Below are 22,211 nucleotides of genomic sequence, written 5' to 3'. Positions count from 1 at the left end.
GGGGGTGGGCGGGGGGGGGGCGCCGGGCGGCCCCGGGGTGCCTCGGTCCGCCCGCTCCGTGCGCCGACGAGGACGCCGGCGGTTCAGGACGCCGACGGGGTCGGGTTGCCGACGGGTCAGGCGAGCTTCGCCAGCTCCTCGGCCATGACCTTCACCGTGTACTCGATCTGCTCCTCGGTGTGCTCGGAGGTGATGAAGAACCGGAGCCGGGCCAGCCGCTCCTCGACCGCCGGGTGCAGGATCGGGTTGGCGCTGATGCCACGCCGGTAGAGCCGGTCGGCGAGCTTGAGGGCCTTCTCCGAGTCGCCCGTGATGCACGGCACGACCGGCGTGCCCCCGCCGGTACCGACGTCGATCCCGGCCGCTGCGGAGAGCCGCAGGAACAGGGCCGAGCGCTGGTGGAGCCGGTCGAGTCGCTCAGGCTCCTCCTGGATCACCCGCAGGGCGGCCAGGGAGGCGGCGGTGTTCGGCGGGGTGAGGCCGGCACTGTAGATGAAGCCGGGGAGGGTGTAGCGGAAGTGCTCGATCAGCTCGTGCCGGCCGGCCACGTAACCGCCGCAGCTCGCCAGCGACTTGGACAGGGTGCCCATCCACACGTCGACGTCGTCGGCGTCGACGCCCCAGTGCCGGCCGATGCCGCCACCGGTCTTGCCCAGCACGCCGATGCTGTGGGCCTCATCCACCATCAACAGCGCCGCGTGCCGCTGCTTGACGGCGATCAGGGCGGGCAGGTCGGCGATGTCGCCGTCCATGCTGTACACGCCCTCGACCACGATCAGCACCCGGCGGTAGCGGTCGCGCACCTGGTGCAGGATCCGGTCCAGGGCGGCGATGTCGTTGTGCGGGAACGGCTGGCGGCTCGCCCCCGACAGACGGCAGCCCTGGATGATGCTGTCGTGCGCGAGCGCGTCGTGCAGGATCAGGTCCTCGGGACCCACCAGGTGGCCGATGACGGTGACGTTGGTGGCATGGCCGCTGACCAGCGTGACCGCGTCCTGGGCACCGACGAGGCGGGCGAGGCCCCGGTCGAGTTCCTCGTGCAGCGGACGGTTGCCGGACAGGATGCGGGCGGCCGAGACCGAGCTGCCGTACTGCTTGACCGCCTTGGTCACGGCCTTGACGACGGTCGGGTGGCCGGACAGGCCCAGGTAGTTGTAGCTGGAGAACGAGATCAGGTCGGTGCCCTCGACCCGGGTGACGTCCCGGATCGTGCCCTCGTGCGGAAGGTAGTAGGGGTTGCGGACGCCGAAGCGCTCGTACATGCGTGAGCGTTCGAGCGTGGCGACGACTTCGGGCAGGGCCCTGACATCACCGGTCGCGGTGCGGTCCGGCGCGGGAACGGCCTCGGTGCGGGGCGCGGGCGCGGAGGGGACGGCGGGGACCTCGGTGGGTACCGGCACCGGGGCGTGGGCGGGGATGGTGGTGGGGGCGGTACCGAGGCTCTCCTGGACCGTCGTGATCAGCTCGCCGACGGTGCTGATCCTCACCACATCCGAGGCCCGCACGTCGATGTCCGGCCACTGCCTGCGCAGGCCCGCGGCGAGCTCGGCGAGCATGATCGAGTCGAAGCCGAGGTCGGTGGCGAACACGTGCTCCGGCTGCAAGAAGTCCTCGGAGTACGCGCTGACCTTGGCTATCGCGGAGAGCACACGGGACGTCACAACGTCTGCCGGGTCAGCGGTCGCGACCGCCGGGGCGTCGGCTGTGAGGACGTCGGCCGGTGGCACCGGGACGGGGACCGGACGCGCAGCCGCAGTCACGGTCGCCGACGCACCGTTCGGTACCGGGCCGTCGACCGCGACGGCGCCGACCGCCTGCAGCAGATCGACCTGGGCGTGGAGGAACGAGATAAGGCTGCTCATGCTCGATTCACCGTTCGAGTGGGTGGAGGCGGCGGACGTGTGGTCGATCGTGGAGCCGTACGGCACGGCGGCCGTGGACGCCACGACGACCGGAGCCGGGGCCGTGACGACGGCCGCAGAGGCCACGGAGGCGGCAGGGGCGACAGAGGCGGCAGGGGCCGGGGTGCCGGGGCGCCGGGCGTCGGTGGTCTCCTTCCGGCCCGTCCCCTTGAGGATCGTGAAGGACGAGGTCTCCAGGGGCGACGCCGGAAGCGACAGCAGCTGCGGGGCGTCCGCCGGGAAGAGCGGGGCGGGATCCACCGGCACACCCGCCACGGCGAGCCTGCCCAGCGCCGTCAGGAAGGCCCGCGCGCCGTCCGGCCGGCTCGTGGTGAGCGGTAGGATGTCCAGCACTTTGGCACCGGGGGTGCGCCGAGCCATCCGCAGCAGCGAGTCGCCGCCGTAGAGCTGCACCAGGAAACGGGCCCCGGCGTCCGCCACCGACGTGACGGCCTCGCTGAAGCGGACTGGGACGGTGTTGTGCCGGCTCCACAGGTCCCGGATCTCCTCCGGCCGCTCGCACACCCGGCCGCCGACGCCGGAGACGAAGGTACGGGCGGGCGCCACGAGCGGCAGGGCCGCGATGTGATGGGCCACCGCCTCGTCGGCCGCGGCCACCAGCGGCGAGTGGAAGGCGTGCGACACCCGCAGCCGCACCGCGGCCACGCCGCGTTCCGCGCAGTGCTCGCGCAGCCGCTCCACGGCCGCCTCGCCGCCGCTGAACACCAGCTGGTGCTCGTGGTTGTAGCAGGCGGGCCAGACGCCGTCCACGTCGGCGGCGAGCTTTTCCGCCTTCTCGTGCGTCGCCTGGACGGCGAGCATCACGCCGGTTCCGGCCGGTACGGCGGCGGCGAGTGCCGCGCCCCGCCGGGCCATGAACCGGACCGTCTCGTCCGCCGCGATCGCGCCGGCCGCGGCCGCCGCCGGGAACTCGCCGACGCTGTGCCCGACGGTGAGGGAGGGGGCGACGCCGCAGGCGGCCAGCAGCTCGGTGGTGGCGACTGCGGTGATGCCGAGCGCGGGCTGGCACAGGTCCGTGACCGTGAGGGCCGCCATCGCCTCGGCGTCGTCGGGCGCGTGCTGCGCCCAGAGCAGGCCGGGCAGTCGCGCGGGGAGCTCCGCCGACGCCTCGGCGGTCAGGGCGGTCAGTTCCTCGGCGCGCCGGGCCGACGCCGGGAAGCGCCGGACCAGGTCGGCGAGCATCCCCGGCTGCTGCGCCCCCTGCCCGGGGAAGGCGAAGGCGATCTTCCGCTCCGCCTCGGGCAGCGGCTTGGCCGCGGCGTGGACGCCGGGGGCCAGCTCGCCGATGGCGCCCTCGTCCAGCCGCCGGGCGGCCAGGTCGAGCCGGTCGAGGAGCTCCTGGCTCGTGGCGGCGGCGAACGACAGCCGGGCGGTGAGCAGCTCGCGGTCGGCCAGGGTGTGGGCCACCGCGGCGGGCCGCGCGGCGGACGCGATGACGGCGTCCCGGATCTCCCTGGCGTGCCGGGCCAGTTGAGGTATCGAACCGGCGGACAGGAGGAACAGCCACGGCTCGTCCTCCCGTTCGGGTCGCGCCGGGGCGGGATCGGCCCCGGACTGCGGGAGCGGCGCACCTTCGAGGACGGCGTGGACGTTCGTGCCACCGAAGCCGAACGAGCTGACCCCGGCCCGGCGCAGCTCGCCCCGCGGCCACTCCTGCGGCGCGGTGGCCAAGCGCAGCCCCGACTCCTCGAGCCGCAGCTCGGGGCTGGCGCGGTGCTCGGAGGGCTGCGGCGGTACGACACCGTGGTGCAGGGCCAGGGCGGCCCGTACGAGGCCCGCCGCGCCGGCCGCGGAGAGGGTGTGGCCGATGAGGGCCTTGGACGAGGAGACGTAGCAGGGCCGGGTCTGGCCCGCCTCGTCGCGCAGCAGGCGCATCGCCTCCATCTCGGTGCGGTCGCCGACCGGCGTGCCGGTGCCGTGGGCCTCCAGCAGGTCGATCGCCCCGGGGGTCACTCCGGCGTCCCGGTAGGCGGCGCGCAGCGCGGCCAGCTGCCCCTGGGCCTGCGGCGTCATCGGGCCGCCGCCGCGCCCGTCGTTGGCGGTGCCGATGCCGCTCACGACGGCGTAGACGCGGTCGCCGGCCGCCAGGGCGTCCGCCAGCGGACGGAGCACCAACACACCGCCGCCCTCGCCGAGCACGAAGCCGTCCGCCCGCTCGTCGAACGGCCGGCACGCGCCGTCCCGGGAGAGCGCGCCGGCCCGGGAGAAGCCGATCAGCGCGTTGGGTGTGAGGTTGAGGAAGACCCCGCCGACGAGAGCCACCGAGCACCCGCCCGACCGCAGGCTCCGTACCGCCGTGTCCAGTGCCACCAGCGTCGACGAGCAGGCCGCGTCGACGGCGTACGAGGGACCGCCGAGGTCGAACACCTCGCTCACGGCGGCCGGCACCATGTTGCCGATGACACCGGCGATGGAGAACGGCCCCACGGGCACGACTGCCGACCCGGCGGCGTTTTCCAGGCCGGCCAGGAGCTCGGGGTCGTCCTCGCCGACGTGAAACGAACCGTCCGCGAGGAGCCTGGCGTTGATCCGTGCGAAGGCCGCGTCGCGGTAGTCGATCGAGGACACCCCGGCGAACACGCCGGTCGTCGCGCGGTCGAAGGAGCCCCGCTCCCAGCCGGCGTCCTGCAGGGCCTCCCGGGCGAGGTCGACGAAGAGGCGTTGCTGGGGGTCCATGGCCCTCGCCCGGCGTGGTGGTACGCCGTAGTGGGCCGGGGCGAACTGGTCGATGGCGGGGAGGAAGGCCACCCGGTCGGTGTACGTACTGTGCGGCTCCCGGAAATCGCCTGGTCTGTGGTACTTGGAGTGATCCCAGCGCGATTCGGGCACCCCTGCGAACTGCGGCTCGGCGTTGATGGTCATCTGCCAGAACTCGTTGAGGTTCCCGGCGCCGGGAAAGCGGCACGACATGCCGACGATGGCTATACCAGTCACAGCTGCTGATACCCCGATCCGATATTGACGGATTGCATGACGCAGCGTCAGAAGTGGGCGAAATGACAGATCGTGCCGGGGCGTTCGGACAACGGGCGGCCCGGAAGGCCGTGGTGATGAAGCGCCCTGATCTGGCTATACGTCAACTTCGCGCCGCGCCTTCAGAGTTCTGCAAGCCGGGAGGGTCGGCGGCGCGCCTTTTCACTCAGCGGAATGAACATGACTTAAAGGGCCGGGTGTCGATCTGCCGTCGCGTGTGTCCCGCGGATGTCCGTACGGCATCGCCGCCCGGCGATCCGCCCCGCCGCCCCCGTCGCCGCGAGCCGGCGCCTGCCTCCTCCTTGATGGCTGCGCGGACCTCGGCACGAGCCCTTTCTCCGGCTCCTCGGATCACGCTCATGGCCTCAAGTTTGCCTGGTGGTCACTGATTGGATCGCTGGTCCACGATCAGAGCTTTTGCTCTTGGATCAGTGTTCACTGAATGGCAACACTGATTCATATCCAGATCGGTGCTCTCGAATGGGAGCATCATTCTGACTCGGGTCGGTCCATCGGCAGGCATGTCCTGCAGCGGACGAGCCGTGCCCCTCGATGCAACGTCCAGTACCTCCGCATCCCCCCTCGGTACCGATGAGGCCCGACAGCGCTCGGCAGAGCCCGGACAGGCATCGGAGGAACCGTCAGAGAAGAACGAAAGGACCTCCCATGGTGACCACTTCGGTGCCACCCCAAAGCGGTCGGCAGAGCCGACGCGGCCCGTGGTTCACCCTGCTCGCAGGGCTGCTGTTCCTGATCATCACCGGCGCGGCCGGCGCAGGAGTACTCGAAAACCTCAAGTCCGGCGGGTTCGACAACCCCGCCTCCGACTCCGTGGCCGCCGCCTCGGCGCTGGAGCACTCCTTCCCGGAGAGCCAGCCCAACATGGTGGTCATGATCAAGGACGCCAAGGGCGGGGTCGACAGCGCCGAAGCGCGCGCCGCCGCCCACCGGGCCACCAAGAGGATCGGCGAAGGCTCCGGAGCCCGGATCGTGGCCTCGTACTTCGCCACCCCCGACCCGTCGCTGCGCGCCGACGACGCGGGACTGGTCCTGGTCCGGGTCAACGGTGACGAGAACGAAAGCCTCAAGACCACCAAGAAGCTCCACGAGGACCTGTCCAACCCGGACGGCGACGTGTCGGTGTCCTTCGGCGGCATCAACGCCGTCAACAACGACATGAACACACAGATCGAGAAGGACATCGTCGCCGCGGAGAGCATCGCGATCCCGCTGACGCTGCTGCTGCTCGTTCTCGTGTTCCGCGGCGTGATCGCGGCGCTGCTCCCGCTGCTGCTCGCGCTGCTCACCGTGGTCGGCTCCATGGGCATTCTCAACGTCCTCTCCCGGTTCACCGACGTCTCGGTCTTCGGGGTGAACCTCATCACCGCGCTCGGCCTAGGTCTCGCAGTCGACTACAGCCTGCTGATCGTCACCCGCTACCGCGAGGAACGTGCCGCCGGCCGCAGCAATGCCGACGCCCTCCGCGTCACCCGCGCGACCGCGGGCCGCACCGTGTTCGTCAGCGGTGGCGTCGTCGGTGCCGCCCTCGCCACGCTGCTGGTCTTCGACCAGTACTTCCTGCGCTCCTTCGCCTTCGCCGGTATCTCGGTGGTCCTGCTGTCCGTCGGTGGCGCCCTCCTGCTGCTGCCCCCGGCCCTCATCCTGCTCGGCGACAGGATCGACGCCCTGGGCTGGGCCCGGCGGACCGCGCCCCGCCCTGCTGCGAACACCACCTGGGGCCGCATCGCCGGTCTCGCGTTCCGCCGGCCGCTGCTGCTCGCCATGCCCGTCGTCATTCTGCTGATCGGCATCGCACTGCCCTTCGGCCACTCGCAGTTCGGCGTCCCCGACGAGCGGGTGCTGCCGAAGGGCAGCGAGAGCCGGGTCGTGGCCGAGGCGCTGCGCAAGGACTTCGGCACCGGCGACGAGCACGCGCTCAACGTGGTCGCCCGGAACTGGAAGGGCACCGACGCCGACCTCGCGACGTACGCCACCACCCTGTCCCGGACGGACGAGGTGACCAAGGTCGTCAGCGCTGCGGGCGTCTTCGAGAAGGGCGCCAAGGCCGCTCCCTTGCCGGCGGCCCAGGCGGCCCGTTACGACAACGGCACCGCGACCTGGCTCCAGGTGCAGACGGATGTGGCCCCGTACTCCTCCGAGGGCTCCCAACTCGCCCGCGACATACGGGACATCGCCCCCCCAGCCGGCAACCGCGTGCTCGTCGGCGGCCAGGCGGCCCAGGTCACCGACATCAACCAGTCCATCGCCGACAAGCTGCCGATCGCCCTCGTCCTGATCGTGGTCTTCAGCCTCCTGTTCCTGTTCCTGCTCACCGGCAGCGTGGTCCAGCCGATCAGGGCACTGCTGCTCAACCTGCTCAGCCTGGTCTCGATCCTCGGTGTGACGGTCTGGATCTTCCAGGACGGCAACCTCTCCGACGCCCTCGGTTTCACCCCCTCGCCGCTGGCGGTCTCCATGCCGGTCCTGGTCTTCTGCATCGCTTTCGGACTGTCGATGGACTACGAAGTCTTCCTGATCTCCCGGATCAAGGAGCACTATGAGCGCACCGGCGACCTGGCCACCGCCGTCCGCGACGGCCTCGGCGCGAGCGGGCCGGTGATCACCGCGGCCGCGGCCATCCTCGCGGTCTCCTTCTTCGCGATGCTCACCTCCGGCGTCTCCCTGATCAAGCTGTACGGTGCTGCCACCGGCCTGGCGATCCTCATCGACGCCGTCCTGGTGCGCGGCGCGCTCGTACCGGCGTCGCTGCGGGCCACCGGCCGCATCAGCTGGTGGGCCCCCTCCTGGCTGCGGAGCGTCCACGGCCGCTTCGGCATCCGGGAGTCGGCCGGGGAAACGGCCCCCGCCACCACCGGCCCGACCACCGCCGCGGTCGAGGAGCGGCGTCACAAGGACGGAGTCAGAGCATGACGAGTCCCGAGAAGACGACCACGTCCCTGGACCGGCTGAGCGAGGCCGCCACCCAGGCCTCCCGGGCGGCGAACGCGCACAACACCCAGCCCTGGGAGCTCCGTCAGGGCACCGACCACGTCGAGGTCGGCTGGCGCGCCGAGGACGCCCTGGGGCCGAGCGACCCGGCCCACCGCGACCTGCGGCTGTCGCTGGGCACATACGTGGAGAGCCTGCTCATCGCCGCGGCCGAGAAGGGCATCGCCGTCGGCTTCGAGCTCGACCTCGACACCACGGCCCGGCGCGTGGGACGGCTGCGGCCGGCCGAGCGCCCCTACGACACCGGCTTCCGGGCGTCCGACATCGCCGGCCGCCGGGTCTGGCGCGGCGCCTGGACCCCGCAGCAGATCGACCCGGAGGCGATCGAGGTCGCGCGGGAAACGGCCCTCACGGCGGGCTTCCGGGTGGCCGTGATCAGCACGGCCGCGGCCAGGCCGCTCCTCGTCCGCGCCTACCACTGGTTCTTCGGCGAACCCGGAATCGCCGCCGAACTCATGGCATGGACCCGACTGAGCCCCCGTCACCCCAAGTACCACCGCGACGGTTTGAACGACGTCATGCTGGTACTGAACCGGGTGGAGCGCTTCCTCATGGGGCTGCTCTTCTCCCCGGCCGTCTACCGGGCGCTGCGCCCGCTAGGGCTGCCGCGCCTGCTCACCCCGCTCTCCTCCGGGGCGACCGCCGGTGACGGCGTCGTCCTGGTGATCCTGGGCAAGGGTGAGGACCCGGCCCAGGAGGTGACGGCCGGACGCCTGGTCACCCGCCTCTGGCTGGACCTCTTCCGGCAGGGGATCTACGTCCACCCCCAGAGCCATGTCATCGACTGCCCGCACACGATCGGGGACCTGGCCGCCCTCTGCGGGGCCGAGGACGGCGAACGCCCGCTGGTCTTCTTCAGAGTGGGCATCCCCGCGATCGACCCCTCCCTGCGCCCCCGGCACCCGCGCCGCGACCTGCCGCCACAGTGACCCGGCACGGCCGCGTGGCCGGGCTCCGACGCCCCGTCACGCGGCCCGTGCGGCAACCGGGATGACGGCCGGTCCGGAGACGGCCGGCCCCTGACGATCACCCCGTCGGGCGAGGGCGCTCGTGCCGTCGCCGCCGACGGGCGGGTGACACGGTTGTTCGGGCACTGGATTCCTCTGCGTCATCGAAGCGATCTTCACAATTGCTCCATGCCTGTGAGGATCTTGCTCGTCTCATCGGGGGATCGCAGTGCATCAAGGTGCATCAGGCGAAAGCGAGGCCTACGGATGGAAATCCGCAACACCACGGAAAACCGCTCGGTCGTCGAGCGCGCCTTCAGTGTTCTCGGTGTCTTCAGCGGTCGGGACCACTCGCTGTCGGTGAGCGATATCAGCCGCCTCTCCGGCCTTCCCGTGGCGACAGCACACCGCATGGCGACCAAGCTCGTCTCCCTGGGGGTCCTGGAGCGGGGGGAAAGGGGCAGATACACCATCGGGCTGAGGCTGTGGGAACTGGCCGCGCACGCGCCGCGGCACCGCTCACTGCGCGCCGCGGCGCTGCCGCACATGCTGCGACTCCACGAGAAGACGAAAGCAACGGTGAATCTCTCGGTCCGCGACGGCGCCGAGGGGATCTGGCTGGAGAGTCTCGGCTGGGGCGGTCCGGTGCGCGTGGCACCGATGACCGTCGGCGACCGGTTCCCCCTGCACACCACGGCCTCGGGGAACGTCCTGCTCGCCTACGCGAGCCCCGACGTGCAGGAGGACATCCTGGCCCGCACGCCGACCCGGCACACGGCAGAGGAAGTGCCTGACCCCCTGGTCCTGCGCAGGATCGTCAGCCAGGTCAGGCGCTCGGGCTACGCCGCGGGCGACTTCCGGACGGAACCGTGCACCTTCGCGGTCGCCGCCCCCCTGCGGGACCGCGGCGGAGCCGTCGTCGCGTCCCTGTCCCTGGTGACGGATCTCGCCGGGGCCGGCGGACCGCAATGCGTCAGCCCCTTGCTGGCGACGGCCGTACGCATATCCCGGAAAATCGCCACCGCCCAGGACCGGGAGGGCGGAATTCCGCGCCAACGGGCACACGTCCAGGGGGGACGCCCCATTCCGCTCCACACGTTCGGAGCCACGGAATCAGATGCGGAATCAACCATGGAATTGGCCGTTGGATCGGCCGTGGTATCTGCCGTCGGAGCAGTCGTGGAAGGAGGCATGGAAACCACCCTCATCCGCCATCCCTGACTATTCGATCGCTTCAAGAAGCAGTGAGAAACAGAGAGAGCCGGAGCGGACCCGAGGCCGCGCAATTCCAGTTCGGACGTTGGAGACAGATTTCTGTGGATAAGAAGAACCGCACTGTAGTGGTCACCGGCATGGGCGCGACCACGCCGCTCGGTGGCGACACCATCGCGACCTGGGACGCCCTGCTCGCCGGGCGCTCCGGCGTCCGACGGCTCCCGCACGCATGGGCCGAGGAACTCCCGGTGCGCATCGCCGCCGAGATCGCGGTGGAGCCCGCGGAGATCTTCCCGCCCGCCCAGGCGCGCAGGCTCGACCGCGCCACCCAGTTCGCCCTCGTCGCGGCCCGCGAGGCGTGGGAGGACGCCGGGTTCAAGGGCCGGGCGGGAGACGACGAGCCGGTCGACCCCGACCGCCTCGGCGTCGTGGTCGCCACCGCGGTCGGCGGGGTGACGTCGATGCTCCAGCAGTACGACATCCTCAAGACGCGGGGAGCCCGTAAGGTCTCCCCGCACACGATCCCGATGATGATGCCCAACACCTCGTCGGCCCACATCAGCCTCGAAGTCGGTGCCCGCGCCGGGGTCCACACCTTCGCGAGCGCCTGCGCCTCCGGCGCCGAGGCCATCGGCTACGCCATCACCATGATCCGCAGCGGCCGCGCCGACGTCGTCATCGCCGGCGGCACCGAGGCGGCGGTACACCCGCTGAACTTCGCCGCCTTCGGCAACATGATGGCGATGTCCAAGAACAACGACGATCCGACCGGCGCCTCGCGCCCCTTCGACACCGGGCGCGACGGTTTCGTCCTGGGCGAGGGCGCGGGCCTCGTCGTCCTGGAGTCCGCCGAGCACGCCGCCCGGCGCGGTGCCAGGGTCTACGCCGAGGCCCTCGGTGAAGGCGTCTCCTTCGACAGCCACCACATCACCCAGCCGGAGCCGACGGGCCGGGGCATATCCGCCGCGCTGCGGTCCCTGACGGACTCCACCGGCCTCGAACCCGCCGAGATCGCGCACATCAACGCGCACGCCACTTCGACCCCGCTCGGCGACCTCGCCGAGATCAGGGCGCTGCGCCAGGTCTTCGGCGACCACACCGACCGCTTTGCGATATCGGCCACCAAGTCCATGACCGGACACCTGATCGGCGGGGCCGGCGGCGTGGAGACGATCGCCACCGTGCTCGCCCTGCACCACAGGCTCGCCCCGCCGACCATCAACGTCGACGACCCCGACCCGGCGATCGACGCGGACGCCGACATCGTCCGCGGCGAGCCCCGCCCCCTGCCTGGCGGACGGATCGCGGCGCTCAACAACTCCTTCGGCTTCGGCGGCCACAACGTGGTGCTGGCGTTCCGTACCGTGTGACGCTCCGGCGGCCGTCACCACGACGCACGGGCGGGCGGCGCTCCTTCGAGCACCGCACGCCCGTGCGTCGTACCGCCGGTCCCGCTCAGCTCTCCCGCGGCGCCGCGCACTCCGCGCACGTCCCGAAGATTTCCACCGTGTGGGCCACGTTCACATACCCGTGCTGCGAAGCGATCGTCTCCGCCCACTGCTCCACCGCGGGACCCTCGACCTCGACCGCCTTGCCGCAGACCCGGCACACCAGATGGTGGTGGTGCTCGCCGGTCGAGCAGCGCCGGTAGACGGACTCACCGTCCGTCGTACGCAGGACGTCCACCTCGCCCGCGTCGGCGAGGGACTGCAGGGTGCGGTAGACGGTGGTCAGTCCGACCGAGTCACCGCGGTGCTTGAGCACGTCGTGCAGCTCCTGGGCACTGCGGAACTCGTCCACCTCGTCGAGCGCCGCCGCCACCGCGGCCCGCTGCCGGGTCGACCGGCCACGTACCGGGGCTGCGTTCGTTCCACTGATCGGCGCCGTCGCCACAGGTGCCTCCTCATGTCGCCCGTACATGTGTCGGGCCATTGTGCCAGCCCGCCCGTGTGCCGGGGTCAGACCCGGACGCCGTTCGTGGCCGGGCGGGCAGCCGGTACTTCCGGAGTCTCCCCTTCCAGGGTGCACTCCGCCGAGACCGTGTCGCTGCTGCGGGCACGCCTTCTGGCCAGCGGCGTGGCGAGCAGGGTCAGCGCGACGAAGACACCGATGGCCAGCATCACGATGGTCGCGCCGGGCGGTACGTCCTGGTAGTAGGAGGTCACGGTGCCGGCCAGGGTCACCGCCGTACCGATGACGACGGACAGCACGAACGTCACCTTGAAGGACTTCGAGATCTGCTGCGCCGCGGCGACCGGGACCACCATCAGCGCGCTGACCAGCAGCAGACCGACGACTCGCATCGCCACGGTGACGGTGACCGCCGCCGTGACCGCGATCAGCAGATTGAGTGCGCGCACCGGCAGTCCGGTGACCCGCGCGAACTCCTCGTCCTGACTGACCGCGAACAGCTGTCGCCGCAGCCCCAGCGTCACCAGCAGCACGAAGGCGGCGAGCAGGCAGATCGCGGTGATGTCCTCGGACGAGACCGTGGAGAGGGAGCCGAAGAGGTACGAGGTGAGATTGGCGTTGGAGCCGGTGTCGGAGAGATTGATCAGCAGCACACCGCCCGCCATACCGCCGTAGAAGAGCATGGCCAGCGCGATGTCGCCGCGCGTGCGTCCGTACCAGCGGACCAGTTCCATGACGATCGAGCCGACGACGGCGACGGCCGTGGCCATCCAGACCGGGCTGGTGGAGAGCAGGAAGCCGAGACCGACACCGGTCATCGCGATGTGGCCGATGCCGTCGCCCATCAGGGCCTGGCGGCGCTGCACGAGGTAGATGCCGACGGAGGGGGCGATGACGCCGACCAGTACGGCGGCGAGCAGGGCCCGCTGCATGAAGGGGGGCTGGAGAAATTCCATGATCAGGTCAACAGTCCCGTCCGGACGGGCTCGGAAGCCGCATGGGGGTGTACATGGTCGTGGCCGGGCAGCGCGTGCTGGCCGACGGCCTTCGGGGGCGGCCCGTCATGCATCACACAGCCGTCGCGGAGGACGATCGCGCGGTCGATGAGAGGTTCCAGCGGGCCCAGCTCGTGCAGGACGAGCAGCACGGTGGTGCCGGCCGCCACCTGCTCGCGCAGCGTCTCGGCGAGGATCTCCTGGCTGGCCAGGTCGACGCCGGCCATGGGCTCGTCCATGATCAGCAGCTCGGGCTCGGCGGCGAGTGCCCGCGCGATCAGCACCCGCTGGTGCTGTCCGCCGGAGAGCGCGCTCACCGAGTCCCCGGCCCGGTCGGCGAGGCCGACGAGCGCGATGGCGCGGTCGACGGCGGCCCGGTCCGCCTTGCGGAGCAGCCCCAGCTTCGTACGGGACAGCCGCCCGGCGGAGACGACCTCGCGAATGGTGGCGGGAACCCCGCTGGCCGCCGTGGTGCGCTGCGGCACGTAGCCGATCCGTGCCCAGCTGCGGAAGCGGCGCAGGGGGGTGCCGAACAGCTCGACCGAGCCGCCGGTGAGCGGGACCTGGCCGATGACGGACCGGACGGCCGTGGACTTGCCGGAGCCGTTGGCGCCGAGCAGTGCGGCTACCTCGCCGCGGTGCACGGTGAGGTCGATGCCACGCAGCACGGGGCGCGCGCCGAGGGCCGCGGTGGCTCCGCGCAGGGCTATCACGGGGTCGGGATGGGTGCTCTCGGGCTCGGACATGAGCGCCTCCGATGCTGCTGTGGCGGGTGTTACGAGGATCACTTCGCGCCGAGCGCCTTCTGGAGGGCGGCGAGGTTGGACTGCATGACCTCGAAGTAGTCAGCGCCCTTGGACTTGTCCGTGATTCCCTCGAGCGGGTCGAGGACGTCGGTCCTCAGGCCGGTGTCCGCCGCGACGGTCTTCGCGGTCTTGTCGCTGGCGAGGGTCTCGAAGAAGACCGTGGTGGCCTTGGTCTTCTTCGCGATGGTGTGGATCTCCTGGATCCGGGCGGGGCTGGGCTCGGCCTCGGGGTCGATGCCCGCGATGCCCTCCTGGACCAGGCCGTAGCGCTCGGCGAGGTAGCCGAAGGCGGAGTGCGTGGTGATGAACGTCTTGGTGGTGGTGTTCTTCAGGCCCGTCTCGTACGCCGTGTTCAGCGCGTCGAGCCTCTTGACCAGGGCGTCCGTGTTCTTGCGGTAGTCCGCGGCGTGGCCGGGGTCGGTCTTCTCCAGGGACGCGCCGACGCCCTTGGCGACCTCGGCGTACTTCACCGGGTCCAGCCAGATGTGCGGGTCGGCCCCGGCGCCCTCGCCCTTGTGTTCGTGACCGTGCTCGTCGCCGCCGGTCTCGGTGCCGTGGTCCTCCAGCGTGGTCAGCTTCGCCGCGTCGACGCTGTGGGTCGACCCGGACAACTTGATCGCGTCGTCGACGGCGGGCTGGATACCCTTGAGATAGAGGATGTAGTCGGCGTCGCCGAGTCCGCCGATCTGCCGCGGACTGAGCTCCAGGTCATGCGGCTCGACGCCCGGCTTGGTCAGCGTGCTGACCGAGACGTGGGTCCCGCCGATCTCCTCGGCAAGGAACTGCATGGGGTAGAACGACGCCACCACATTCAGCTTGTCGTCGGCCTTGTGGCCGGCGGCGTCCGACGGGGAGCAGGCGGACAGGGCCGTGAGCCCGAGGGCGACTGCTCCGGCGACGGCAGCGGTAGGTATGAGGCGGCGTATGTTCATGACAGTCATTTTCAACAAAACTGGAAACGATTGTCAACAAGCCGGATGGGGCGCCCACTGGGTGAGCCGTCCGCGCACCGATTTGATCCGGAGGGCGTGCCCGCCGGTAATCTGAAGCATTCGCCCGCCCGTCTCCCGACCACCACCCCCCACCCAGGCGCTTCGCGCCACCCCTGTCCAAATTCGTCGTCGTAATGAAGAGAGCACCGTGGCCGCCGACAAGATCGACTCCATCGTCAGCCTGAGCAAGCGCCGTGGCTTCGTTTACCCCTGCAGTGAGATCTACGGTGGCCAGAAGGCCGCCTGGGACTACGGGCCGCTGGGCGTGGAGATGAAGGAGAACCTCAAGCGCCAGTGGTGGCGCTACATGGTCACTTCGCGCGAGGACGTGGTCGGTCTCGACTCGTCGGTCATCCTGGCCCCCGAAGTATGGGTCGCCTCCGGCCATGTCGCCACGTTCACCGATCCGCTGACCGAGTGCACTTCCTGTCACAAGCGCTACCGCGCCGACCACCTGGAGGAGGCGTACGAGGAGAAGCACGGCAAGCCGCCGGTCAACGGGCTCGCCGACCTCAACTGCCCGAACTGCGGCAACAAGGGCACCTTCACCGAGCCCAAGCAGTTCTCGGGCCTGCTCTCCACGCACCTCGGCCCGACCCAGGACTCCGGCTCGGTCGCCTACCTGCGTCCCGAGACCGCGCAGGGCATCTTCGCCAACTTCGGTCAGGTCCAGCAGACCTCGCGCAAGAAGCCGCCGTTCGGCATCGCGCAGATGGGCAAGTCCTTCCGGAACGAGATCACTCCGGGCAACTTCATCTTCCGGACCCGCGAGTTCGAGCAGATGGAGATGGAGTTCTTCGTCAAGCCCGGCGAGGACGAGGAATGGCACCAGTACTGGATGGACCAGCGCTGGAACTGGTACACGGACCTCGGTATGCGCGAGGAGAACATGCGCTGGTTCGAGCACCCGAAGGAGAAGCTCTCCCACTACTCCAAGCGCACCGCCGACATCGAGTACCGCTTCCGCTTCGGCGGCAGCGAGTGGGGTGAGCTGGAGGGCGTCGCCAACCGCACGGACTACGACCTCAAGGCGCACTCCAAGGCCTCGGGCACGGACCTGTCGTACTTCGACCAGGAGGCCGGCGACCGCTGGACGCCGTACGTCATTGAGCCCGCAGCCGGTGTCGGCCGCGCCATGCTGGCCTTCCTCCTCGACGCCTACATCGAGGACGAGGCGCCCAACGCCAAGGGCGTCATGGAGAAGCGCACCGTGATGCGCCTCGACCCGCGCCTCGCGCCGGTCAAGGTCGCGGTGCTGCCGCTGTCCCGCAACCCGCAGCTCTCGCCGAAGGCCAAGGGCCTCGCGACCGACCTGCGGAAGAACTGGAACATCGAGTTCGACGACGCGGGCGCCATCGGCCGCCGCTACCGCCGCCAGGACGAGATCGGTACGCCGTTCTGCGTCACCGTCGACTTCGACACCCTCGACGACAACGCGGTCACGGTGCGCGAGCGCGACACCATGAAGCAGGAGCGCGTCTCGCTGGACCAGATCCAGGCGTACCTCGGCGCCCGTCTGCTCGGCTGCTGACGCAACGGTGTTCCACCGCGAAGCCCCCGGTTCCCCGTACGGAACCGGGGGCTTCGTTGCACACCGAGCACCACGCGACCATGCGTCAACAGCAGCGGGGCAGAAACGGCACCGGCCGAAAGCGGCACCGACCGAAATTCGGGTGCTGCGCCCGGTCCGGCCGGGGTACGGTTCCCGCATGTCTTCGTTCTTCCAGATCTACGAGTGAGAGCGCGGCGGGCCCGACCGCCCGCCGCCCACCGGATCGATTCCAGGTCGCTCACGACCTCATGTCTCATGACGTCTCACCACGAACGGGAGAACCCCGTGGCCAAGAGCCGCAACAACCTTCTCGGTGTCGGCGGACAGCGCAAGAAGCTGTCCCGCGCCGATCAACAGGGCGCGGGCCCCGCGCGCAATGCCGACCGCAAGGCGGCGGCCGACCAGAAGCAGGAGCTGCTCCGCAAGATGCGTGAGCGCGCCGGGTCCGGGCAGGCCCCGGCGTCCGCCGATGCCGCGACGCCGACCCCTGAGGGCGACTCCGCGAAGCGGAGCTGACGCCTTCTCGGCGCCCGTAGGACTGTGGGCCCGGATCGCCCCTGGTGATCCGGGCCCACGCCCGCTTCTCGCCCCGGCGTCCGCCGGAGCAGTTTCCGCCGTACGCGACAATGGAGCAATGACCACGCTCGCCCCCTCGCTCCCGCAGCTCCAGATCGGCCCGTACACGGTGCAGCCGCCGGTGGTGCTCGCGCCCATGGCCGGTATCACCAACGCCCCGTTCCGCACCCTGTGCCGGGAGTTCTCCGGCGGCAAGGGGCTGTTCGTCAGCGAGATGATCACGACGCGGGCGCTGGTCGAGCGCAACGAGAAGACCATGCAGCTCATCCACTTCGACGCGAGCGAGACCCCGCGCTCGATCCAGCTGTACGGAGTGGACCCGGTCACGGTCGGCAAGGCGGTCCGCATGATCGTCGACGAGAACCTCGCCGACCACATCGACCTGAACTTCGGCTGCCCGGTCCCCAAGGTGACCCGCAAGGGAGGCGGCTCCGCGCTCCCGTTCAAGCGGCCGCTGCTGCGCGCGATCCTCAACGAGGCCGTATCCAACGCGGGCGACCTGCCGGTCACCATCAAGATGCGCAAGGGCATCAACGACGACCACCTCACCTACCTCGACGCGGGCCGGATCGCGGTGGAGGAGGGCGTCACGGCCGTCGCCCTGCACGGCAGGACGGCCGCCCAGCACTACGGCGGCACCGCCGACTGGGACGCGATCGCCCGCCTCAAGGAGCACGTCCCGGAGATCCCGGTCCTCGGCAACGGCGACATCTGGTGTGCGGACGACGCCCGCCGGATGATGCGCGAGACCGGCTGTGACGGCGTGGTCGTGGGCCGCGGCTGCCTGGGGCGCCCGTGGCTCTTCGGTGACCTGGTGAGTGCCTTCGAGGGTGCGGAGGCGAGGCAGGCGCCGACGCTCCGGGAGGTCGCGACGGTGATGCTGCGGCACGCGACGCTGCTGGGGGAGTGGATCGGCGACGAGACCCGTGGCGTGATCGACTTCCGTAAGCATGTGGCCTGGTATCTCAAGGGCTTCTCGGTCGGCTCGGAGATGCGCAAGAAGCTGGCGGTCACCTCGTCGCTGGACGAGCTGGGTGCGCAGCTGCACGAGCTCGACCTGGACCAGGCCTGGCCGGACGGAGCGGACGGGCCGCGCGGGCGTACCTCCGGCAACAACCGTGTGGTGCTGCCGGACGGCTGGCTGAAGGACCCCTATGACTGCTCGGGCGTGAGCGCGGAGGCCGAGCTCGACACCTCGGGCGGCTGAGGCACCGGGTGCCCTTGATTCACTCCCGCTCATTTGAGCATCAATCCGGAGTGAACCGAGGGTGAAACGAGGGTGGACCGGACGGCGTGGAGCGTCGCGGCGTGCGGTGGGTATGCCCCACCCTCCTTTCCTTCGCTCCTTGCGGTCGCTGCATGACCGTGCGTGGCCTCGAAGCTGTCCGGATAGTGACATCTGAGCGCCCGGCGGGGCGTGATTCTCGCCACCCCTGAGGGGTGCATCGCTCAGATGAGCGGGGTTTTGGGAACTGCATTTCTCAAATGGTGGCACTCGGTGCCACTATGGCTTTACTTTGATCGATCGACGCATCCACTACGTACCGTGCAAGTTCTCGTCGCTGTCGGGAACCGTAAGTAGTGATGTGTTCAAGAAGTGAATGAATGATTCCGTGCGTAGGTCTGGAATGAAACTTTCGATCTGCTGGCGGACGAGTGGTTAAGGCCGTATGACGCGCAAGTGGACGTACCCAGACACCTTCGATCTGGGTATGTTCCTCGCCGTCAGGGCAGCCACCCGAGTCCTCTAGGAGTCGAGACCCGTGTCGGAAAACAAAGATCCTCACGTACCCACGCCGGAGCTCCTGGGGCAGAAGTTCGTTTATGACTTCACCGAGGGCAACAAGGATCTGAAGGACTTGCTCGGCGGCAAGGGTGCCAACCTCGCCGAGATGACGAACCTCGGGTTGCCCGTCCCTCCGGGCTTCACGATCACCACTGAGGCGTGCAAGGTCTACCTCGAGAGTGGCGAGGAGCCGACGGCGCTCCGCGACGAGGTGAGTGCACACCTCGCCGCCCTGGAGAAGCAGATGGGCAAGAAGCTCGGCCAGGCCGACGACCCGCTGCTGGTCTCCGTCCGCTCCGGCGCGAAGTTCTCGATGCCCGGCATGATGGACACCGTTCTCAACATCGGCCTCTCCGACGCGTCCGTCGTCGGTCTCGCCGCCCAGGCAGGCGACGAGCGGTTCGCATGGGACTCGTACCGCCGACTGATCCAGATGTTCGGCAAGACCGTCCTCGGGGTCGACGGCGACCTCTTCGAGGAGGCGCTGGAGGCCGCGAAGGAGGCCAAGGGCGTCACCGTCGACGTGGATCTCGACGCGGCCGACCTGAAGAAGCTGGTCAAGCAGTTCAAGAAGATCGTCACGCGCGACGCCGGGCGTGACTTCCCGCAGGACCCGCGCGAGCAGATGGACCTGGCCATAAAGGCCGTCTTCGACTCGTGGAACACCGACCGAGCCAAGCTCTACCGCCGCCAGGAGCGCATCCCCGGCGACCTCGGCACGGCCGTCAACATCTGTTCGATGGTCTTCGGCAACCTCGGTCCCGACTCCGGTACGGGCGTCGCCTTCACCCGCGACCCGGCCAGCGGCCACGCGGGCGTGTACGGCGACTACCTGCAGAACGCGCAGGGCGAGGACGTCGTCGCGGGTATCCGCAACACCGTGCCGCTCGCCGATCTGGAGTCGATCGACAAGAAGTCGTACGACCAGCTGATGCAGATCATGCAGACCCTCGAAACGCACTACAAGGACCTGTGCGACATCGAGTTCACCATCGAGCGCGGCCAGCTGTGGATGCTCCAGACCCGGGTCGGCAAGCGCACTGCCGGTGCCGCGTTCCGGATCGCGACGCAGCTCGTCGACCAGGGGCTCATCGACGAGGCGGAGGCGCTCCAGCGCGTCAACGGGGCTCAGCTGGCGCAGCTGATGTTCCCGCGCTTCGACGAGGACGCGAAGACGGTGCTGCTCGGCCGTGGCATCGCCGCGTCACCGGGCGCCGCGGTCGGCAAGGCGGTCTTCGACTCGTACACCGCGGTCAAGTGGTCCCGGTCGGGCGAGAAGGTCATCCTGATCCGCCGCGAGACCAACCCCGACGACCTCGACGGCATGATCGCCGCCGAGGGCATCCTGACCTCGCGCGGCGGCAAGACCTCGCACGCCGCCGTCGTCGCCCGTGGCATGGGCAAGACCTGTGTCTGCGGCGCCGAGGAGATCGAGGTCGACACCAAGCGGCGTCGGCTGACCGTCGGCGGGACCGTCGTCGAGGAGGGCGACATCGTCTCGGTCGACGGCTCCACCGGCAAGGTGTACCTGGGTGAGGTCCCCGTCGTGCCGTCCCCGGTCGTCGAGTACTTCGAGGGCCGGATGCACGCGGGCGCCGACGACGCCGACGAGCTGGTCGCCGCCGTGCACCGGATCATGGCGTACGCGGACCGGGTGCGCCGGCTGCGGGTGCGGGCCAATGCGGACAACGCCGAGGACGCGCTGCGGGCGCGGCGCTTCGGCGCCCAGGGCATCGGCCTGTGCCGCACCGAGCACATGTTCCTCGGCGATCGCCGCGAGATGGTCGAGAAGCTGATCCTCGCGGACACCGACGAGGAGCGTGAGGCCGCGCTTGCCGCGCTGCTGCCGCTCCAGAAGGCCGACTTCATCGAACTGTTCGAGTCGATGGACGGGCTGCCCGTCACCGTGCGGCTGCTCGACCCGCCGCTGCACGAGTTCCTGCCCGACATCACCGAGCTGTCGGTACGGGTCGCGCTCGCCGAGTCCCGCAAGGACGCGAACGAGAACGACCTGCGGCTGCTCCAGGCCGTGCACAAGCTGCACGAGCAGAACCCGATGCTCGGTCTGCGTGGCGTCCGGCTCGGTCTGGTCATCCCCGGTCTGTTCGCGATGCAGGTGCGGGCGATCGCCGAGGCGGCCGCCCACCGCAAGAACGCCAAGGGCGATCCGCGCGCCGAGATCATGATTCCGCTCGTCGGCACGGTCCAGGAGCTGGAGATCGTCCGCGAGGAGGCCGACCAGGTCATCGCCGAGGTCGAGGCGGCCACCGGCACCGAGCTGAAGCTGACGATCGGCACGATGATCGAGCTGCCGCGCGCCGCGCTGACCGCCGGTCAGATCGCCGAGGCCGCACAGTTCTTCTCCTTCGGCACGAACGACCTGACCCAGACGGTGTGGGGCTTCTCCCGTGACGACGTGGAGGCCTCGTTCTTCACCGCGTACCTGGAGAAGGGCATCTTCGGGGTGTCGCCGTTCGAGACGATCGACAAGGACGGCGTCGGTTCGCTGGTCCGCAGCGCCGTCGCGGCCGGCCGGGCCACCCGCCCGGACCTGAAGCTCGGTGTCTGCGGCGAGCACGGCGGCGACCCGGAGTCGGTGCACTTCTTCCACGAGGCGGGCCTCGACTACGTCTCCTGCTCGCCGTTCCGGATCCCGGTCGCGCGCCTGGAGGCAGGCCGGGCGGCGGCAGAGGCGAAGGGCAGCGACAGCCGCTGACCTGATCACCCGGACTCCGGGGCTGTCGTCGGCTCACATCCACCCTCGACGACTCGACGACAGCTCCGGACGACCATGAAGCGGCGGCACCCTGCGCGGGGTGCCGCCGCTTCGTCATGTCCGGATCCCGGGCGGAGGCGCGTCCCCGGCGTCGAGTACTGAGAGCCCGTCGTCCCGGTCGCCGGTCTGTTCCCGGAGCCCCTCGGCCGGCAGCTTCTCGGGGTCTGTCGGCCGGTTGACCCGCTGCCTGCTCCGTCCTTCGGAACGTTCATGTCTCCGACGGCAAAAACTCCGGAAGATTCTTTCGCCGTCGGCGATGAGTTCGATGGCGGCCGGGCGTCTACCCCTTGGAAGCGCTCGAGAGGGGCGCCACGGATGAGCAGAGAAGAGTGGACATGAACCAGATGATCTTCGTGAACCTGCCGGTCAAGGACCTTGAGAGGACGAAGGGCTTCTTCGCCAAGCTCGGCTTCTCCTGCAACCCGCAGTTCACCGACGAGTCCACCGCGTGTCTCGTCATCAGTGACACGATCTTCGCCATGCTCCTCACCGAGCCCCGCTTCAAGGAGTTCACCAAGAAGGACATCGCGGACGCGTCGAAGTCCACCGAGGTGATCATCGCGCTGAGCGCCGAGAGCCGCGAGAAGGTCGACGAGCTGGTCGACACGGCGCTCGCCTCCGGCGGCTCGCCGGCCAACGAGCCCGTCGACCACGGGTTCATGTACGGCCGGTCCTTCCAGGACCCGGACCACCACATCTGGGAGATCATGTGGATGGACCCGGCCGCTGTCCAGGGGCAGGGCTGACGCGT

At 69.9% G+C, this 22,211-nt stretch carries 14 protein-coding genes; 9 read left to right on the top strand and 5 right to left on the bottom strand.

The annotated features are described in order from the left end of the window. Nucleotides 1–116: 116 nt before the first annotated feature. Nucleotides 117–4,856 (bottom strand): aminotransferase class I/II-fold pyridoxal phosphate-dependent enzyme, encoded by a 4,740-nt coding sequence (locus ACNPQM_RS01360; protein WP_418082492.1) that lies wholly within the window; start codon nucleotides 4,854–4,856, stop codon nucleotides 117–119. Between the two features lie 705 nt (nucleotides 4,857–5,561). Here ACNPQM_RS01360 and ACNPQM_RS01355 point away from each other — a divergent pair. The 4 genes from ACNPQM_RS01355 to ACNPQM_RS01340 all read left to right on the top strand — a co-directional run bounded on the left by ACNPQM_RS01355 (nucleotide 5,562) and on the right by ACNPQM_RS01340 (nucleotide 11,436). After that, complete coding sequence (locus ACNPQM_RS01355; RefSeq protein ID WP_418082491.1) at nucleotides 5,562–7,826, top strand: MMPL family transporter; 2,265 nt, start codon at nucleotides 5,562–5,564, stop codon at nucleotides 7,824–7,826. Beyond that, on the top strand, nucleotides 7,823–8,833 hold the full coding sequence (locus ACNPQM_RS01350) for a hypothetical protein (protein WP_418082490.1): 1,011 nt from the start codon (nucleotides 7,823–7,825) through the stop codon (nucleotides 8,831–8,833). Before ACNPQM_RS01355 ends, ACNPQM_RS01350 begins: the two co-directional genes overlap by 4 nt. Before the next feature lie 285 nt (nucleotides 8,834–9,118). Then, nucleotides 9,119–10,072, top strand: a complete 954-nt coding sequence (locus ACNPQM_RS01345; RefSeq protein ID WP_418082489.1) for an IclR family transcriptional regulator — start codon at nucleotides 9,119–9,121, stop codon at nucleotides 10,070–10,072. 95 nt (nucleotides 10,073–10,167) lie between these two features. Continuing rightward, on the top strand, nucleotides 10,168–11,436 hold the full coding sequence (locus tag ACNPQM_RS01340; protein WP_358858984.1) for a beta-ketoacyl-[acyl-carrier-protein] synthase family protein: 1,269 nt from the start codon (nucleotides 10,168–10,170) through the stop codon (nucleotides 11,434–11,436). Nucleotides 11,437–11,521: 85 nt separating this feature from the next. Here ACNPQM_RS01340 and ACNPQM_RS01335 read toward each other — a convergent pair whose 3' ends face one another. The 4 genes from ACNPQM_RS01335 to ACNPQM_RS01320 all read right to left on the bottom strand — a co-directional run bounded on the left by ACNPQM_RS01335 (nucleotide 11,522) and on the right by ACNPQM_RS01320 (nucleotide 14,710). Further along, nucleotides 11,522–11,959, bottom strand: coding sequence for a Fur family transcriptional regulator (locus ACNPQM_RS01335; protein WP_418082488.1), 438 nt, complete (start codon nucleotides 11,957–11,959; stop codon nucleotides 11,522–11,524). 65 nt (nucleotides 11,960–12,024) lie between these two features. Continuing rightward, complete coding sequence (locus ACNPQM_RS01330) at nucleotides 12,025–12,933, bottom strand: metal ABC transporter permease (protein ID WP_418082487.1); 909 nt, start codon at nucleotides 12,931–12,933, stop codon at nucleotides 12,025–12,027. A gap of 2 nt (nucleotides 12,934–12,935) precedes the next feature. Next, nucleotides 12,936–13,718, bottom strand: a complete 783-nt coding sequence (locus ACNPQM_RS01325; protein WP_418082486.1) for a metal ABC transporter ATP-binding protein — start codon at nucleotides 13,716–13,718, stop codon at nucleotides 12,936–12,938. 38 nt (nucleotides 13,719–13,756) lie between these two features. Further along, nucleotides 13,757–14,710, bottom strand: coding sequence for a metal ABC transporter substrate-binding protein (locus ACNPQM_RS01320; RefSeq protein ID WP_418082485.1), 954 nt, complete (start codon nucleotides 14,708–14,710; stop codon nucleotides 13,757–13,759). A 208-nt stretch (nucleotides 14,711–14,918) separates the two neighbouring features. Between ACNPQM_RS01320 and ACNPQM_RS01315 the strand changes: the two genes are divergently transcribed. From ACNPQM_RS01315 to ACNPQM_RS01295, 5 genes are all read left to right on the top strand, one after another. Then, complete coding sequence (locus ACNPQM_RS01315) at nucleotides 14,919–16,301, top strand: glycine--tRNA ligase (protein ID WP_358858979.1); 1,383 nt, start codon at nucleotides 14,919–14,921, stop codon at nucleotides 16,299–16,301. A 306-nt stretch (nucleotides 16,302–16,607) separates the two neighbouring features. After that, nucleotides 16,608–16,838 (top strand): DUF6243 family protein, encoded by a 231-nt coding sequence (locus tag ACNPQM_RS01310; RefSeq protein WP_358859010.1) that lies wholly within the window; start codon nucleotides 16,608–16,610, stop codon nucleotides 16,836–16,838. 118 nt (nucleotides 16,839–16,956) lie between these two features. Continuing rightward, nucleotides 16,957–18,105 (top strand): tRNA dihydrouridine synthase DusB, encoded by a 1,149-nt coding sequence (gene dusB / locus ACNPQM_RS01305; RefSeq protein WP_418082484.1) that lies wholly within the window; start codon nucleotides 16,957–16,959, stop codon nucleotides 18,103–18,105. Nucleotides 18,106–18,661: 556 nt separating this feature from the next. After that, nucleotides 18,662–21,400 carry a pyruvate, phosphate dikinase gene (ppdK, locus tag ACNPQM_RS01300; protein ID WP_358858977.1) on the top strand — a complete coding sequence of 913 codons (2,739 nt, stop codon included), beginning with the start codon at nucleotides 18,662–18,664 and terminating at the stop codon, nucleotides 21,398–21,400. A 395-nt stretch (nucleotides 21,401–21,795) separates the two neighbouring features. Continuing rightward, entirely contained in the window at nucleotides 21,796–22,206 is a 411-nt protein-coding gene (locus ACNPQM_RS01295) for a VOC family protein (protein ID WP_418082483.1), read from the top strand. The last annotated feature ends 5 nt before the right edge of the window (nucleotides 22,207–22,211 follow it).

The organism is Streptomyces sp. NPDC056231 (assembly GCF_048270745.1).
Lineage (GTDB): Bacteria > Actinomycetota > Actinomycetes > Streptomycetales > Streptomycetaceae > Streptomyces.
The sequence above is the reverse complement of the archived record's forward strand: the minus strand, read 5'-3'. Positions and strand labels throughout refer to the sequence as shown.

What these genes read in the sequence shown, in the direction of transcription:
- ACNPQM_RS01330 (WP_418082487.1), bottom strand. Translation starts at nt 12,933, where the DNA reads ATGGAATTTCTCCAGCCCCCCTTCATGCAGCGGGCCCTGCTCGCCGCC.
- ACNPQM_RS01355 (WP_418082491.1), top strand. Translation starts at nt 5,562, where the DNA reads ATGGTGACCACTTCGGTGCCACCCCAAAGCGGTCGGCAGAGCCGACGC.
- ACNPQM_RS01325 (WP_418082486.1), bottom strand. Translation starts at nt 13,718, where the DNA reads ATGTCCGAGCCCGAGAGCACCCATCCCGACCCCGTGATAGCCCTGCGC.
- ACNPQM_RS01350 (WP_418082490.1), top strand. Translation starts at nt 7,823, where the DNA reads ATGACGAGTCCCGAGAAGACGACCACGTCCCTGGACCGGCTGAGCGAG.
- ACNPQM_RS01320 (WP_418082485.1), bottom strand. Translation starts at nt 14,710, where the DNA reads ATGAACATACGCCGCCTCATACCTACCGCTGCCGTCGCCGGAGCAGTC.
- ACNPQM_RS01295 (WP_418082483.1), top strand. Translation starts at nt 21,796, where the DNA reads ATGAACCAGATGATCTTCGTGAACCTGCCGGTCAAGGACCTTGAGAGG.
- ACNPQM_RS01345 (WP_418082489.1), top strand. Translation starts at nt 9,119, where the DNA reads ATGGAAATCCGCAACACCACGGAAAACCGCTCGGTCGTCGAGCGCGCC.
- dusB (WP_418082484.1), top strand. Translation starts at nt 16,957, where the DNA reads ATGACCACGCTCGCCCCCTCGCTCCCGCAGCTCCAGATCGGCCCGTAC.